This window comes from Pectinatus frisingensis (genome assembly GCF_014076555.1).
GTDB classification, from domain to species: Bacteria; Bacillota; Negativicutes; order Selenomonadales; family Selenomonadaceae; genus Pectinatus; species Pectinatus frisingensis.
This window is the reverse complement of the sequence record NZ_CP045424.1, coordinates 1000873-1017955: the sequence shown is the minus strand read 5'-3', so window position 1 is coordinate 1017955 and position 17083 is coordinate 1000873. Positions and strand designations below refer to the sequence as shown.

General features: G+C 40.2%; 13 protein-coding genes and 1 riboswitch. Of the genes, 5 read left to right on the top strand and 8 right to left on the bottom strand.

Going from position 1 to position 17083, the window contains the following annotated elements; all coding sequences use genetic code 11:
* Nucleotides 1–3: 3 nt before the first annotated feature.
* The 3 genes from F8M42_RS04845 to F8M42_RS04835 all read right to left on the bottom strand — a co-directional run bounded on the left by F8M42_RS04845 (nucleotide 4) and on the right by F8M42_RS04835 (nucleotide 5944).
* Nucleotides 4–1704, bottom strand: coding sequence for a ShlB/FhaC/HecB family hemolysin secretion/activation protein (locus tag F8M42_RS04845; protein WP_182188221.1), 1701 nt, complete (start codon nucleotides 1702–1704; stop codon nucleotides 4–6).
* A gap of 249 nt (nucleotides 1705–1953) precedes the next feature.
* Nucleotides 1954–2136: riboswitch (cobalamin riboswitch) on the bottom strand.
* 367 nt (nucleotides 2137–2503) lie between these two features.
* The gene (locus F8M42_RS04840) at nucleotides 2504–4219 is read right to left on the bottom strand and encodes a diguanylate cyclase (RefSeq protein WP_182188220.1); all 1716 of its coding nucleotides are present in this window, start codon (nucleotides 4217–4219) and stop codon (nucleotides 2504–2506) included.
* A 36-nt stretch (nucleotides 4220–4255) separates the two neighbouring features.
* Nucleotides 4256–5944 (bottom strand): tetratricopeptide repeat protein, encoded by a 1689-nt coding sequence (locus F8M42_RS04835; protein ID WP_229711467.1) that lies wholly within the window; start codon nucleotides 5942–5944, stop codon nucleotides 4256–4258.
* Between the two features lie 287 nt (nucleotides 5945–6231).
* Here F8M42_RS04835 and F8M42_RS04830 point away from each other — a divergent pair, with 287 nt between their 5' ends.
* The 3 genes from F8M42_RS04830 (at nucleotide 6232) to F8M42_RS04820 (ending at nucleotide 8733) form a co-directional block, all read left to right on the top strand.
* Complete coding sequence (locus F8M42_RS04830) at nucleotides 6232–6729, top strand: HD domain-containing protein (RefSeq protein ID WP_182188218.1); 498 nt, start codon at nucleotides 6232–6234, stop codon at nucleotides 6727–6729.
* A 78-nt stretch (nucleotides 6730–6807) separates the two neighbouring features.
* Nucleotides 6808–7647, top strand: coding sequence for a 2-amino-4-hydroxy-6-hydroxymethyldihydropteridine diphosphokinase (gene folK / locus F8M42_RS04825; RefSeq protein WP_182188217.1), 840 nt, complete (start codon nucleotides 6808–6810; stop codon nucleotides 7645–7647).
* A 6-nt stretch (nucleotides 7648–7653) separates the two neighbouring features.
* Nucleotides 7654–8733 (top strand): iron-containing alcohol dehydrogenase family protein, encoded by a 1080-nt coding sequence (locus F8M42_RS04820; protein ID WP_182188216.1) that lies wholly within the window; start codon nucleotides 7654–7656, stop codon nucleotides 8731–8733.
* A 52-nt stretch (nucleotides 8734–8785) separates the two neighbouring features.
* Here F8M42_RS04820 and F8M42_RS04815 read toward each other — a convergent pair whose 3' ends face one another.
* The 3 genes from F8M42_RS04815 to F8M42_RS04805 all read right to left on the bottom strand — a co-directional run bounded on the left by F8M42_RS04815 (nucleotide 8786) and on the right by F8M42_RS04805 (nucleotide 12750).
* Entirely contained in the window at nucleotides 8786–9493 is a 708-nt protein-coding gene (locus tag F8M42_RS04815; RefSeq protein WP_182188215.1) for an SIMPL domain-containing protein, read from the bottom strand.
* Between the two features lie 36 nt (nucleotides 9494–9529).
* Nucleotides 9530–10636 (bottom strand): redox-regulated ATPase YchF, encoded by a 1107-nt coding sequence (gene ychF / locus F8M42_RS04810; RefSeq protein WP_182188214.1) that lies wholly within the window; start codon nucleotides 10634–10636, stop codon nucleotides 9530–9532.
* An 83-nt stretch (nucleotides 10637–10719) separates the two neighbouring features.
* On the bottom strand, nucleotides 10720–12750 hold the full coding sequence (locus F8M42_RS04805) for an LTA synthase family protein (RefSeq protein ID WP_182188213.1): 2031 nt from the start codon (nucleotides 12748–12750) through the stop codon (nucleotides 10720–10722).
* A gap of 266 nt (nucleotides 12751–13016) precedes the next feature.
* Between F8M42_RS04805 and F8M42_RS04800 the strand changes: the two genes are divergently transcribed.
* Both F8M42_RS04800 and F8M42_RS04795 read left to right on the top strand, forming a co-directional pair.
* Nucleotides 13017–14042 carry a hypothetical protein gene (locus F8M42_RS04800; protein WP_182188212.1) on the top strand — a complete coding sequence of 342 codons (1026 nt, stop codon included), beginning with the start codon at nucleotides 13017–13019 and terminating at the stop codon, nucleotides 14040–14042.
* A 29-nt stretch (nucleotides 14043–14071) separates the two neighbouring features.
* A complete protein-coding gene (locus tag F8M42_RS04795) occupies nucleotides 14072–15001 on the top strand; it encodes a hypothetical protein (protein ID WP_182188211.1) in 930 nt (309 codons plus the stop codon).
* A 166-nt stretch (nucleotides 15002–15167) separates the two neighbouring features.
* Here F8M42_RS04795 and F8M42_RS04790 read toward each other — a convergent pair whose 3' ends face one another.
* Nucleotides 15168–15758 carry a ribonuclease H1 domain-containing protein gene (locus tag F8M42_RS04790; protein ID WP_182188210.1) on the bottom strand — a complete coding sequence of 197 codons (591 nt, stop codon included), beginning with the start codon at nucleotides 15756–15758 and terminating at the stop codon, nucleotides 15168–15170.
* Nucleotides 15759–15793: 35 nt separating this feature from the next.
* Nucleotides 15794–17083 (bottom strand): amidohydrolase, encoded by a 1290-nt coding sequence (locus tag F8M42_RS04785; RefSeq protein ID WP_182188209.1) that lies wholly within the window; start codon nucleotides 17081–17083, stop codon nucleotides 15794–15796.

Sequence of the window (17083 nt, the reverse complement as noted above, 5' to 3'; positions counted from 1 at the left end):
CCTTTAAAAATGTACTGAAACTGAAAAACCACCTGTCCTGGCCGGTGTGTCAAATCCTTTTGGTTTACTAAGCGGCCAGCCGATAAATATGTCATATTGAACGTTTTTTACTGTGCCTCTTATCCCCAGTGCCGTTCCCACTAGTTCCCTGCCCAGCAGATAAGCCGCCGATGGTCCTGAAACTTTGCCGTAATCGAGTGCCGCATATAGCTGTTGATCTTTATATATCGGCAGCCGCAATTCATTCCTGAGCACCAGCCCATTTTCTGCTGATAACGTCTGTTCTCCATCGAACCCACGCACACTATATCTTCCGCCGATGCCGAAAAAGTCTGATCCATAAAGCAGATTCTTTGTATATTGCGCCTTGGCTTCAAGATTGTACTGCCACATTGTGCGGCCGATTTTCAGTGGTGCATTCCAGTTCAGGTTGAACAGATACATATTGTATTTTGTAGTCGGTCCACCGGAAATATTATCACTGGCTCCCGGCTGCGCTCCCAGCCAGCCGACACCTCTTTGATAAAACAATGCTGCATCCAGGACACTCTTACCTATATATTTTTTATGAGTTACACCGATTTGTACTGCTGTGGTGTTTTGCCTCTGGACACCGATTTCCGTATTGTTTATATAGCTGTGTCGTCTATTGCGCAAAAGATGCAGCTCCAGATTTGTTTTTTGCTTCTGGTCCCTGTCCAAGAGACGAGTGATGCCCAGATCATAGGCGGTAATTGCACCTGAAGACATAAAAGGATTAATGGCAGTTCTCACTTTTTGATGATAATCATAGGTATAAGCACTGAAGGACAATGTCTGCCTGCCCAATGGTACAGCATAATAGATGCTGTTTGCTCTCGTCCCCTTATTTTGACCATCTTTCTCACCATCTTCATTAAAGGAAATGTTGAGTATATCATTGACAGAAAACAAATTATCCATTTCCAATCCTGTGGACAGCTGCAGTTTTCCGGTACTGCTGAGTCCTGAGTCATCAGCAGAAAACACTGCTTTCCATGGTTTGGTTCTCTTTACGGTAATCTCGATATCACTTTGTCCAGGTTTTTGGGCCGGCAGAATGTTAACGGCTACGTTTTGCGAGGAAACGCGCTGCATTTGTTCCAATCCCTGGTCAAGATCGTGAACATTGAGAAGGTCTCCATGACGTATCGGAAAAGCATTTTTCCATGTTCCCCATGTTTTGCCGGTAAAATAGATATTATCAATGGTTCCAGCTTGAATATTTATCGTCAGCACACCCGATGTGAGGTCTTGTGCCGTGACATATGCTTTTGTCGTGACATAACCGCGGGCAATTATTTCTTCATTTATGCTATTGAGAAGCAGGTCTATCCCAGCTGCTCCTATTTTTTCGTTTGCATATTGTTCGAGGTATTTTTTAATCCATTTGAATTTGGTTTGTGCATATGGACCATTTACTGTAAAAGTTTTTATCAGAAAGCTAACGTTTTCTTTAGGCAGTTTTATCTTTTCCAAGTGTTGTGCACTTTTACCGTTCGAGATAAATTTTTCCTGAGTTCTGCGCTGATTTTGCTCTTGGGCATTTTGCTCGGCGAGTCTTTGCTGCTGGTGCTGTAAAATGGTTTCCTGCGAATTGATGTTACTGTCGGCAGCTGCTGTGCCGATACTGAAAATAAGTATGACAAATATGCAAATCATACTTATTATATAATATTTTTTCATAATGATTCCTTCCATGGTACTTTATTATTCCATTAGATTTTATTATGCAGTCTGCCGCTATTTTATACTTGACTGCCCGCTTTTTTAAGGACGGACAGCGGGTTGGCTGATTCGTTACAATGACTGCTGATAAAACAAAGGCTATGTATTCAATGAAAAAACCTAAAAGGCAATAAAAAAACTCCCTCACGGGAGTAATTGCACAAATAGACCAATTATGTAATCCCCTTCCCATACCTCGCAGGTCAAGTGGTGATTGTACAACAGGCAGTTCTCCTGACTCCGGGTCATTGCTCATCCGCGCCTTCCCAAAGCATTGCTCTAGTGACATTTTCTGCGGGTTCGCTCTCCGTTACAGTGGCGGGACCGTGTTGGTCTTACACCAAACTTCCCTATTAAGCCCCGAAGGGCACCTGTTCCGATTTTATTAAGTTTTTAACACAGCCACAGTTCTCTGCCCTTTTATGCAGATAAAGAGTAAGATATATTCAAAATTTATAGGGATACCTACCAGAAGTTTTCTTCGAAGCATCGGAATATGATAAATATTTTTCTAATATGTTAAAAGGAGTCACTGACTAAATGACACCTTTTGAAGTATCGGCATGTGATAAGTGTTTTCCTATATATATTATAAAAATCACTGATCAAAGGCTCCCCTCCGGGAGCGCTGTCGGCACAGCCGGCTGAGGAATTATCTTTATTAGACCACGAATATCAATAAATAAATCTATTATTTAAAATAATACTATATTATTATTTTGTAAATGATTAGTTTTTCTATACATAATGATATATTCTATTGTTTTAGAATTTCATGTCCAAAGAGCGGATAAAAATCAAAGTCTTTTTGCACAATATGACCAACTATAACGTCCTGAACCAAAAATTTTATCACATCTATGGCGTTACTTTTTTCTCTTGAATAGGAATCGTATAATCGCAGCAGTTCCGCCATGAGTTTACGGTGTTCCTTTGTGTGTTCTTCGTAATGTTCGTAATTTAGGTTTTTGATAATGTCTTCCTCTTTGTTAAAGTGCAGCATTATATGTTTATAAGCATTATTCAATTCTTTATTGATAATCATTTGCTCAGCACGGTATTCATAACTGTCTATTATGTTGTTGGCAGCGTTTATCATAGCTTGATGGTCTTCATCAATGATGGCATTGCCGCTGGTAAAAAATGAACCCCATGTTATCCTGATAAATCGGCCATTTTCCATTATGTTTAAATATTCTTCGCAGACAATTTTATCCTTGCCTGTCAATTTTGCCAGATAGAGAGAATTATCCAGACGGCGAAATAATTTTTCACCCGTATCGGCAGGATGCCATTTGGCCATTCCAAAACTGCCGGTTATATTCCATTTGTGGTGGAAATTATTTTTCTTCACGTTTACGCGCATTTTTTCAGCGATCTGATATACGGTTTTCTTATCATCATACGGCTGCAGCAAAGCAATGAATTCCTCACCGCCCCAGCGGTAAAGTGTATCTTTGTCAGGCAGGCTGTCTGACAAGGCCACGGCAAAGTTTCTTAGTACCTTATCTCCTTCAAGATGTCCATATTCATCATTAATATTCTTAAAATTATCAATATCAACCATAATCAACCAAAATACCTGATTCCCGGTCTTTGCTGCCGCTAATTTTTCCTCATAAATCTGACTGAAATATGTTCTGTTATAAATTCCCGTCAGATTGTCCCTTATTGCCATCTCAAATAATTCATTGTTTTTGTAAATAATTTCTTTTTGCATCTTATAACGGCTTATACATGACTGTATTCTAAGCATAAAGGAATTATACTCCAATGGTTTAGTCATAAAATCATTGGCTCCTAGACTCAGGCAATGTGGTATTATCTGACCATTATTATAGGCTGTCATCAATATTATAATAGCCTCACTGTCTGTTTTGCGGATATAACTGGTTAATGCCTCGCCATCATACACTGGCATTACTAAATCGATCAAAAACAGGTCATATCTTCTCTTGCTGTTTAAAAATTCAGCCGATTCTTGATAATAATCAACGTTATGGGTACCTGCATTTATAAAAAATTTTCTGATGGTATCAAGTGAAAGTTCACTGTCATCAATAACCGCCACATGAAATTCCTTAAAAAATTCAACTGTTTCCAGCTCATTTTTTATTGTCTGCAAATATTGTTCCAGACGATGTTCGGCAAAATTTTCTCTATCGAAATGTGCCATGACGCCAAGTTCAAAATAACGTTTTTTAAGATTAAAGTCCTGTTGTGAAGAAATGGTGATGATTGAGGGATGAATCATGCCTCTTGTATTCATTATATTTATCAGTTTTTCTACCAATCCTAAAACACATTGGTCTAAGATGACAGCACTGTATTCATCACGCTGCAAAATATAGTCTATTGCTTTATCCGTTATGTTTTCAAGATGGACTTTCATATAGGAAAATCCATTTTTTTCGACTATTCTTCTTATTACCGGAGAAAGGACTTTATCAGTTTCAATATGCAATACCCGCATTGGCTCCACCCTATCCGCATCTATTGTCATTACCTATCAAATATTATCTTTAAGCCATTTTTGTGCTGCCGTATCCCCATTGCCAGCAGCTTCTTTCATCCATTTTTCTGCCATTTTCTTGTCTTCACCGATTTTACCCGATGCATACAATGCACCAAGATTGTATTGGGCGGTTATCTCACCTGCTTCAGCAGCTTTTTGATACCATTTCCGGGCAATATCACAGTCTGCTGCCGGCATACCATAACCGTTTTCATACATTACTCCAAGACTGCATTGTCCCTTGGGATCACCTTTTTTGGCAGCTGCTATAAAATACTGCAAAGCTTGCTTATAGTCCTTTTTTATTCCTTCACCATAAAGATACATGCACGCTATCTGGTAATCGGCAACACCTAATCCTTTTTCCGAAGCTTTTTTATACCATTTAACGGCTTCAGTGTAGCTTTGCGGAACGCCTTCCCCATTTTGCTGCATAATTCCCAGTTGATATGCTGAATAAGGATCATTTCGTTCAGCAGCCTGCATAAACCATTCATAGGCTTTTTCCAGGTTTTTTCCCACACCGTCACCACTTTTATACATAGCGGCAAGCTCGAATTGTGCCGGAGCATATCCTTGCTTTGCTGCGGCCGTATACCACGTTGCAGCTTCAGTAAAGTTTTTTTCTACACCCAGTCCTTCATCATATAAAGATGCCAGCATACACTGAGCAACGGCATAATTTTGTTTGGCAGCGCGTTCATACCATTTGGCAGCCAGTTTATAATTCTGCTTGATGCCCCGGCCGGTATCATACATTTTACCTAAATAAAACTCAGCAGGAGCAAAATTCTGTTTGGCTGCCAATTCATACCATTTAACGGCCTGCTGAGCATCTTCTGCAACAGAACAACCCGTATCATACATTATTCCCAGGTTGCATTGTGCAGGGGCATGTCCCTGCAGTGCTGACTGTTCGTAATAAAAAAATGCCTTACCTTTATCTTCCGGTACACCATAACCATTATCATACATAAATCCCAAGTTGCATTGTGACAGTGCGTTGTCTTTTGCAGCTGCCCGTTCATACCATTTAACTGCTTCAGCGTAATCTTGTGGAATATTATTGTCACTGCTGCCTTCAAAATACAAATCACCAATACGGCATTGTGCCTCTACGTGACCATTTTGAGCAGCTTTTTTATCCCATTCAACCGATAGTCCGGCATTTTTAGGCACTCCCCAGCCATTCGTGTAGAAACCGGCCATGTCATGCTGAGCCAGTGCATAGCCCTGCCGTGCTGCCATTTCACACCAATGAACAGCTTCTTTCGCATCTACTACTACCATCATTCCGGAGTAATATAGAAAGCTTAACTCATACTGGGCAAAAACATCATTATTATCTGCCAATCGTTTTACTTCTTTGATCAAACGCGGCTGTCCATAACCGGGATTTTCTAATATGCAATACCAAAGAGAACATAGCTTGTCACCTAATTCATGGCCACGACGATAGTATTTTTTCTGCTTTATTTTATCATTATATTTTTTGTCAAAATGACCGTTGTAAATTTTCCCCAATATATAAAATGCTCTGGCACAACCTGCTTCTTTCAGTCCGTCTGCCAAAGCAAAAGCTTTCTCATATTCGCAGTGTAAAAACATAGTTTCCATCTGATGTATTTTTGTAGTATCCTGTTCATTATGCATATCCGCCAATGACCATCCTTTCAAATTCATACTGTTTTCATAGTAAGTTTATCACATGTTGTTTCCTAAAATCAGTTGCATATACAGCAATCTGACTACATTATTTGCTTTTTATACTAAAATAATAATCAAGACTGCATTATTCATTATATTATACTTACAATTAAAGTCAATCATTAGCTGATGTAATAAGCTTATTGAAGTCTTTTTATATACAAATGTGCCTTATAAAAGTCTATTATATTGCAGGGAATCTGCCTTGCCGCACAGAATACAATATTGTTCTATAATATCAGGCAATAAGGATATCGGTCAATATGAAACAAATTTATATTCCTAGGTATAATCTCATTTTACAGCACCCATTATTTCATAAACATTATAAACAAATTCTATTATGGGAAAAAAACCGGCATTTTTGTCACCATGACATTGCCCACTTTCTTGCCGTAGCACGTATTGCTGTGATAATCAACAATAAAGAGCATTACCACATTGATGAAGAAATTATTTATGCCGCAGCACTTTTACACGATATCGGTCGCTGCGTACAATACGAAACTGAGGTTGATCACTCTGCCGCCAGTGTACCTATAGCACAAGTCATTCTCATGGATTGCAAATTTTCCGTCGAAGAAACAAGTATTATCAGCAATGCAATAAAAAGTCATCGTGACCCTGCCGTTAAAGCCGAGCAAAATTTGTCCGGTCTCATCTATCGTGCCGATAAAATGAGCCGCAACTGTTTTTGCTGTATGGTTTCTGATCAATGTAACTGGCCGAAAGAAAAGCGGCGCAGTACATTGATCTATTAGTTTTTTTATGCGGCAATTAATTACTGTCTGCCGCATTCCTGATTTCATTTTTTTATTCGACAGCAGAAAGGAACCTATATGGATATAATAACAATAAATGATTTATCGGTTTATGCATTTCATGGTATTTTACCGGAAGAAAATAAGCTGGGCCAGAATTTTTTTATAACGGCGCAGCTTGTTCTTTCCACTCGCGAGGCAGGTATAAAGGATGATTTATCCGCTACTGTCAATTATGCCGATGTTTGTCATTTTATCAATGACTATACTAAGTCGCATACCGTAAAACTGATCGAAACCGCTGCTGAACAATTAGCCGAACAAATATTACTAAAATTTCCTTTAATAAAGAAAATTATTCTGTCTATCAGAAAACCTGGTGCGCCAATTGGCTTGCCGTTAAAAGAAGTAGCAGTGACTATCAGCCGTTCTTGGCATGAAGTTTTTATTGCTTTTGGTTCAAATATCGGTGATCGGGCAGCATATATCGATCATGCCGTAAAAGCACTAAAACTTTTTCCCCAGATACGGCTGGAAACCATTTCAGATCTATATGAATCAACGCCTTACGGTAATGTTCAACAAGCTGATTTTCTCAATGGAGTATTGGGTTTACAGACTTTATTATCACCATATGAATTACTGGATACACTGCATAAAATTGAACAGGCCGCCGGTCGAAAACGAACACTGCACTGGGGACCGCGTACTTTGGATCTTGATATACTCTTGTATGACAATATCATAATGGATGATGAAAATCTTACAATTCCGCACAAGGATATGCTAAACCGAGATTTTGTGATGATACCGTTGAACCAAATTGCTCCTTACAAGATTCATCCGGTTTCTAATAAAGCCATATGTGAATTATGCAATACTTTTCCCCAAGACGACTTACATATAATAAAGGAGTGAATCTATATGAGTTCCACAACTTTTCTTCCCAGTTACACTGCCGGTATCGATGCCTATACAAAGATTGACTCCATATGCCTCGCCTATGGCAGAACAGCTGTAGTGATCGGCGGAAAAACCGCTTTGCAAAAGGCAAAAAATGATCTTTCAGATGCGCTGACCGATTCTCAATTGAAAATAACCGGCTTTATTTGGTTTGGCGGCAATGCCACTCATAAAAACATTGATAAACTAATCCGTGATCCATCGGTGTATGATGCTGATATGATATTTGCCGTCGGCGGTGGCCGGGCCGTCGATACAGCCAAGGCCACTGCCGATAAATTGCATAAGCCGGTATTCACCTTTCCCACAATTGCTTCCAATTGCGCTGCCGTGACATCTTTATGTATACTTTATAATGATGACGGTACTTTCGGTGAGTTTTACTTCGGCCGTCAACCAGCCATACATGCTTTTATCAACACCAAAATAATTGCCGAAGCACCTTTGATGTACCTGCGGGCAGGTATTGGTGATGCTTTATCTAAGCAGTATGAAGCTGGTTTCAATTCACGCAATGATCAGCTCCATCATGAAAATGAACTGGGAATCCAGATCAGCCGTAATTGCTCGCAATTATTACTAAAATACGGTCTGCCTGCCCTAAAAGCAGCTATGTCTCACACCATATCAGCTGATTTTGAACAAGTTGTTCTTACAATCATCATCAATACCGGTCTGGTATCGGTGTTAGTTGATAATCGTTACAACAGCAGCATGGCTCATGCCGTTTACATTGCTCGTACCCAGCTGCCCGGATGTGAAAAACATATGCATGGTGAAATAGTCGCCTATGGTGTGTTATTTTTGTTGACCATGGACGAACAGATCACTGAGCGCAATAAGGTATATGACTTTAATAAACAAGTCGGATTGCCGCTGTGTCTGTCGGATATTACTGTAGATACCGGTTATAAAGAAAAATTCACCACATTGATTGGCCAGGATAAATATATTCCTTATGCACCATACCCCATAGATATCGCAAAAATCAGAACATCGATTGATGCTTTAGAAAAATATCATCAATTGCAGATTTATTAAAATATATTATAAAAAACAGCCCCCATACGGAGGGCTGTTTATTGTAATATATTTAATTTATTTCAAAAGTCACACTTACTCTGGCTGAAACCTGCAAGTCCTTGGCGCTTATAGGTGTAGGTGCCGCCATATCGGCATTCATTGCTTTAAAAGAAACTCCTGCAGCCCGATTTTCCACATAGATATTACTTTCGCTGGCACTTACTACATTGACAATGCTCTTGCCAAGTTCTCCGGCTATTGCCTTGGATTTTTGCTTGGCATCGATCACGGCCGCCTTTAATGCCGAGTCTTTATATTTTTGTACATCTTTCAGACTGAATTTCACCGAGTTGACATTACTGGCACCATTTTTTACGGCTGTATCAATTATACTGCCGACACTATTGATATCGTCGGTCGTGACAACGACAGTATTTTCAGCCTTATATCCCGTTATATGCTGCGAATTATCCTTATCATACACCGGATAGAAATCATACGAAGCTGTCTTGATATCTTTTTGCGTCAGTCCCAGACTATATAATGCATTTTGGATATCAGTCATAACTGCGGCATTTTTGCGTGAAGCATCAGCGGCCGTTGTTCCGGTCGTTTCTATGCCAATTTCAACCGATACCTGGTCAGGTGTCACATAAAAACTTGATTCTCCTTCGACACTTATTATCCGTGGTGCAGCCTCCGCACCGGCTATTGATGGACTGACCGCAAAGGGCAGTACGAACAGCATCATCAATAACATCATCTGGATTTTCTTCATATACTCCGTCTCCTTTTCATAAAAATCAAATCGGATTTACACATTGAATCTAAAATAAGTCACATCGCCATCCTGCATGACATAATCCTTACCTTCAAGACGAACCTGACCTTTTTCCTTAGCTGCATTGGTACTCCCTGCAGCAACTAAATCATCATAATTAACTATTTCGGCACGAATAAAACCACGTTCAATATCAGTGTGAATCTTACCGGCGGCCTGTGGTGCTTTCGTCCCCTTGGTTATTGTCCAGGCCCGGCATTCATCAGGTCCTGCCGTCAAAAATGTCAAAAGTCCCAGTAATTTAAAAGCGGCTTTTATTAAACGATTAAGTCCCGATTCCGACAAACCCATTTCTTTAAGGAACTCACCGGCTTCGGTATCATCAAGTTCAGCAATTTCCGCTTCCACTTTAGCCGAAATCACGACTACTTCTGCCTTTTCCTGTGCGGCATACTCTTTGACCTTTTGTACATAAGGATTTTTCTGCTCAGCCGTACCCGCCTCATCTTCTGCCACATTAGCAATAAACAACGTTGGCTTGCGTGTCAGCAGATTAAGTTCACCGATCATTATTATTTCATCATCAGAAAGTTCGGCCCGACGAGCCGGCTGTCCGTCAGAAAGAAGTTCATACACTTTTTTGAGCATTATTTCTTCCGCCTTGGCTTCCTTTGCACCGCTTTTTGCGGCCCGGCTGGCTTTTTCAAGACGTTTTTCTACTGTTTCCATATCAGCCAGACACAATTCCGTATTGATTATATCTATGTCGCGCAATGGATCGATAGAACCCTCTACATGAGTTATATTCCCGTCGTTAAAGCAACGCACCACATGCGCCACAGCATCCACCTGACGTATATGCGACAAAAACTTATTGCCCAATCCTTCCCCTTGTGCCGCTCCTTTAACCAATCCGGCAATATCGACAAAACGAATTGATGCCGGTGTTGTTTTTTTTGAATTATACATTCCATGCAGCACTTGCAATCTTTTGTCAGGAACATCAACAACCCCCACGTTGGGTTCTATAGTGCAAAAAGGATAATTGGCCGCTTCGGCGCCTGCCTTTGTTATCGCATTAAATAATGTACTTTTTCCAACATTTGGCAGACCAATAATTCCAACTTCCAAGTTACTCAATATGAATTCTCCTTCGTCATAGTATATTTAACTGCTATTAATATATTATTATACATTGCTCCGGCAAAAATTTAAAGTGACCCTTATGGTGATACAGCCGCAGTCTGCACCTGATTTACTGCAATATGGCTGCCGTATTTTGCCGCCCACCATGAAATTCCCCTTATGGCATCAGTATATTTCATTACTGCTGCCGCATCAGGAGATGGTTTATCAGGGAGAAATCCTTCCGGTGTATACCCGGCTTCATCAGTACGGCCGATATAACCGTCTGTTATTGCGAAAGCGTAATTGGCAGCTATTTTATTACCGAGTGTCAGGCTTCTTCCCACAGAATAATAGGTGAATCCTTTTGGCGCTATAAGCTCCATTAAAGTTGGGAATATATCGATCTGGCTGCCGACATCATCCTTAGAAAACAGCTTTTTATTGACACCATCACCGGTCACTATAAATGGTATCACATAACGTTTATACATCGTAGGTGTTTTTTCTATATTATAGCGGTCGGCATGGTCACCGACAATCAAAAACAAACTATCGGGATATTTTTGCCGCATTGCCGCAATGAAATCACTCATCATCTTATCGGCATACCAAAAATGCCCCAATTCTTTCAACAGTTCATCATCGTTTTGATATTGCGGTTCCAGTGCATTTTTGACCCCTGCCGAATCAAAACCATTGGCTTTTAAATCAACCTCGAATGGAGAATGATTAGATACATTCAGTATAACATTGAAAGAACTGCGCCCATCCGTATCATCAAGAACCAAATTGTAAAGATCTTTGTCATCTGCCCCCCATACACTTCCCTTGGAGGTTTCTGTAATATCACTGCGGCTATAAAAGTTGTCGAATCCCTGAGCTTTGGTAAACCGGCCGATATTTTCCCAGGAAGATGGTCCGGCATAATAAAATTTTGTTGTATAGCCAAGTTTTTTTAATTGCGGCGCAATAGCTGTAGAGTACGGTTGCTGCATTTTATCTACCATTGTTGTCAAATAAAGATTGGCATCGGCAAATCCTGTCACGACCCCCATAAGAGCATTGACAGTGCTTGAACCATTGGGCAGAAAGGCCTTACAATAAGCTGTATCATTTTCACCGATAACCGATTTCATTCCATCGGCTATATGCAGATTGTCATACTCCGGCAGCAAGGGCCAATTGGCATAGCTTTCTGAAATCAACAGGAAAATATGTCTGGGTTTTGTTATTACAGGTCCCTGCGCTTGTTTAGACAAATAATCATTAAGATTATCGCTTTGTATATTTTTCCCACTCAAATATCTGGCAAAATCTCTTATATCATCAGCTGTATAACTAAGCCCATTGCTGGCAGCACTGCGCTGTTTTAACCGATAGGCCCTGTATATCGCCTGCCCATCGTCAAGTATTGCCTCATTTAAAAAATCATCTTTTGTAATTGCCGAATTTTCCCAGTCTATCTGTGTCTGCCAACTCCAACTGCCGCTGAATAATGACAAACGTGCAATAAAATACACCAGCAGCAAAAATACTATCCGGCCTTTCCAACGCAGCGGCAGCCATTTAACCGGTAAATATGCCGTAACATTCCAATCCAAAAATTTTTGCCATAAATAAAACAGCACTATGGCAAGAACCATTGCCCCCAATAAGCGAACCGGCAAATCAAACTGATCCACCATAGTCCAAAACAATGCCACCCAGTCTTCGTGCATACCGGTGAACAGCATTTGATTGAATCCGCTGTGATAAGTACGATAAAAGGGAAATCTGGCAACAAAAAGTATTGAAACCGCCATGAGCTGCAGCAGCATGATAATGTTTAAAAACTGTCTGCCCCGGTGATGTGAAAATATATTGCCGATTCCCAAAAACAATAAATCAAAAATCGTCAATACCCCCACTGTCTGCATGCTCATCTGCATTCCCAGAACCAGAGCTTTTTTGATATCGTCAGCATTTATCTGCAGCGACATGTAACTGTGCATATCAGCAATAAATACTATCCGAAAAATTGACAAAATCACCCAAAAAAATAAGTAGCATTTTAATCCGTTGACCAAAAAAATAAAAATGCTGTTCCAAGCATTATCAACACTCAGTCCCGAAAATTTCTTCAGCATATATACGCGGCCTTTCCTACTGGAATTAATATGTGACATATTAACATATCATTCTATACTAATCAAGATAATGAATTTGTAAAGAATAAACTTCTGACAGATATTTTTTTAATTAATCAGCTAAAATATATCGAAAGAACTCGCTTTATGATAAAATAGAGTTAATATTAATTTTTAAGAACTCTGATAGTAAAAAGTTAAACTTGTGGAAAAGGAAGTTATTATTCATGGCCTGGCATAGATATAAAGTAAAAGGCAAACACTATATGACAAAACGTATACGGACTCTCGATATTATAGCGCGTTCTGACGTTATCGCCAAACAAAAAGCAATAATCAAAAAACTTTTACCGCCGTTCATCTGTGAAGAAATTCCTTTTGATCCCCCAAGTGCGATTCTGCTTGAACAGGCGTCGGCTGCCGGTCTTACTATCCCTGACGGGGCCAGCAGTGATGATGTGGCATGCCTCATTCAGGGCAAAGACGATATTGCTCCGCCTGCCGGCCTGACTGCTTTTGCTGAAAGATGGGATATATATTTTTCACAGTATATTGGCAATCGTGCTTTATATAACACGATATTCAAAAATCTTTTATCCGAAAACAAAGCGGCTTTTTTTGTTTTCACCGTATACAAATTTTTGTCCGGCGATAAAAAATCCAATCTGGATTCACACCCTTACAAAGATATATTCTATAAATATGCCACGGCTGCAATTGCTGACAAACGTCTGATGCGTTCAATCAGCAACTATAAGGGTGAACATCTTTGCACCTTTGGTACTGCCGAGGGATTGCCTGACGGTTATAAAGCCGGCGGAGTGAGGACAATTGCTTACAAATCAGCGACTGCTTTTCTCAAAAATCACTTTGATGAAAAGTTCCTGCCGCTTACGGCAAAAGTTATCAATGAATCTTCTCTGGAAAATCCCACTGTTGTGTCATCGGGCAATAAAGATACTGACAAAATCGCGATATCCGATGAAATACATTCTGTCTCCCAAGCCGTCTCCGATCAAAAACCATCTGTGTTTATAATATCGAAAAATGATATTTTTGTTCCTTCAAAGGCTCTGGAATTAAAGAATAAAATTGTAAAAATACCTGATTTGGACAAAAAAGCCGCTGCCGATCTGCCTGTTTACCAGCCCACTCCCACAACAAAAAAACCACTGCGGGAATTACAATATACAAATACCAGCGGAAAAAAATCTTTGGGTAAAACCGGCTGTCTTAGTATAATGGTGTTCCTGATTATTATTCTTGTTGTCGTTTTTTCTTTTTTTCTATAATGATTTAAGATATGAATGAGGTACCCTATATGAAAAAATATATTATGTTTGCAATCTTTTCTTTATTGGCTTTATTTATTACCAGCATCGGCCCGGTGTATGCTCAAGCGGCTGATGCCGAAACTAATTGGTCCTGGATAACGTCAGATGACCGATATGGGAAATTTTATGCTCCGGAAAGAGTCCGTGTCGTCGCAAGACAAAACGGCGCACCGACCTGTATCGAAGCTTGGATAAAGACTGCCTACACAGCTGCTGGTGCCGCTGAAACGATCCCGTCCATGGGGCTTAGCAAGGAAATCCCCAACAGTAGTGATTTAAACTACAGTCTGGCTCTTATACGAATAAACCCTCAGGGACGTACTCTTGAATATTTGGAAGAAATATTCTATAACAAAAACGGTACCGTTTTAGCATCACATTGGTATGATAAACCTCGTTTGAAAGAAATCAATTCCCAATCATTCGATGAGAATTTTTATGATGCTATCGTCGATCAGGTTTTCAATCAAGGTGAAACCGCCAGAGCTAAAGCCGCTGACCGCTGGATTACACTTTGGCGCAAGGTTGATGCAGCAGCTGCCACATCGGCAACGGCTGATACCACGACTATACGAAAAACCGGCAACGATGTTTTTGTTTGGATATGGCAGGAAAACCGCAATAACAGCGGTGGTTCAATTATTGATATAAAATTTTATAAAAAAGTTTTTAATCTATCTTCTTACAGCTATAAAATTACTTCTTATTCCGAATGGACTCCGGCTGACGGCTGGAAATCCAATAATGCTTCTTTATCCGGGAATTATATGTCAATAATACCAGATAGTAAGGAAGATATGGAATTTCGTATGCTGAAGCAATATACGGACAATCAGCCCAATTGGGTAGATCGCTATCAGATCGGTACTGCTTCGCAATCTGCCGCTTCAGTTTCAAACAATGCAAATACACTATAAGTTTTCTACATTTACACCATACCACAAAAAGGCTGCCACTCAGATGACATTGACTTCATACAAATACGTGTACACTATTGTGTATGCCGTTTTAAGGCATACACAATAGTGGTACATTGCATATTTTATGGATGAAAATGTCTATGCGTGACAGCCTTTTTTATTTTTATATTCCCAATGCTTTTTTAGCTAATCTATCCACAAGTTCATTACCTTTTACTCCAGTATGTCCGGTAACCTTTTTAAAACTGACCCATTTACGGCGGCTGGACATAAAAGCTGCATATTGCTGTGTTCCAGGCATGTTGGCTTTCCAACGGCCTTCAGCCCACTCCGATATTCCAATATAATCATGGTAAATGACTATTTTACCTATATTGTTTTTCTCAGCCCAGCTTACTGCCTGCATGGCAGCCTCTATCTCACCGGCCACATTATTCATCTGGGCATTTTCCGCCGATCGTCCGACACCGCTGTCACTATGTATGAGTTCGGCATTATAAAATACCGCTATCGCCCAGCTATATCTGCCTGCTGCATAGGATCCATCAACATAGATACAATAACAGTCCGCATTATTATCCGATTGCCCGTCAGACACATCACCTAAGTAATCCTCAGCTTCCTGCAGCGTGACAAACCCTTTATAAAGAGCTCCGGTAAAATGGTCTATCTGTTCTTTACATTGATGCCATGTTTTATATATACCAATTCTACGGCCATTTTTAACAGCATAAAAATTTTTCTTTGCAGCCAAGTTATTCTCCTTTTACTGTCAGCTTTTTATACTATTCATGCCAATAAGGTCTTGCCGGTCAGTCTCTGTGCACTTTTATTCACTTCATATAACACTTTTTCTTCATCAATGGTAATAAGCCGTCCCTTGTCCAAAAGTAATTTCCCATTTACCAAAACGGTATCGACCATCCCGGCATTAGCCGAATATACTAGTAGTGATACTGCATCATAACAAGGTGTCCATTGTGTTCCTTGCATAGAGATAAGTGTTATATCAGCCTTCATTCCTGTCTGCAGTTTACCGGTGTTGTTAAGACCCACTGCCGCAGCGCCATAGCTTGTTCCCATCTGCAGCGCAGTAAATGCCGGGACAACAAGCGGATCAAGAACAGCCGCTTTGTGAATAAGTGCTGCCAGATTTATCTCTTCCAGCATATCAAGATTATTATTGCTGGATGCGCCATCCGTTCCCAATCCGACACAAATACCGGCTTTTAATAATTTATCGACCGGTGCTATGCCGCTGGCCAGTTTAAGATTACTGCCGGGATTATGGGCAACACGCACATGATGTTTTTTCATTATAGCGATATCTTCATCATTTACATGAACACAGTGTGCTGCCAGAACACCACAATCCAAAAGGCCGACCGATTCCATCAAAGCCATCGGTGTCTTTCCATATTGCTTTATACAGTCATTGACCTCACCAATAGTTTCTGCCAGGTGGATATGAATTTCCGCTTTATACCGCTGCGCCTTATCAATGACTTTTTCAAGAAAATCCGGCGGACAGGTATATGGCGCATGTGGTCCGAACATCACGCTTATCCTGCCATCAGCCGCACCGTTATAATTTTCAAACAAAATGCAATTATCCTGCAGAGCTGTCATGCCATTAGGTGCCGTGCCAATCATGCCGCGTGATAATACTGCCCTTATACCGGTAGTTTCGACTGCTTCAGCTACTTTTTCCATGTCACCGTACATATCAGCAAATGTAGTCGTTCCTGTTTTAATCATCTCCGCTATGCCCAGCATGGCACCCCAATAAATGTCGTCTTTATTCATTTTGGCTTCCACCGGCCAGATTTTGTTATTCAGCCAATCCATCAGCTTCATGTCATCAGCATAACTTCTAAGCAAAGTCATCGATACATGGGTATGTGCATTGACAAAACCGGGAATGGCCAGCTTGCCTTGTCCTTCTATTATACTGTCGGCAACGAAATCAGGCGGCACATCCCCCACAGATGAAATGACGTCATTCTTTATCGCTATAGCTGTTTTTTTTATCGTACCGTCAGGTAAAACTGTCAAAATATTCTTTATTAATGTATTCAT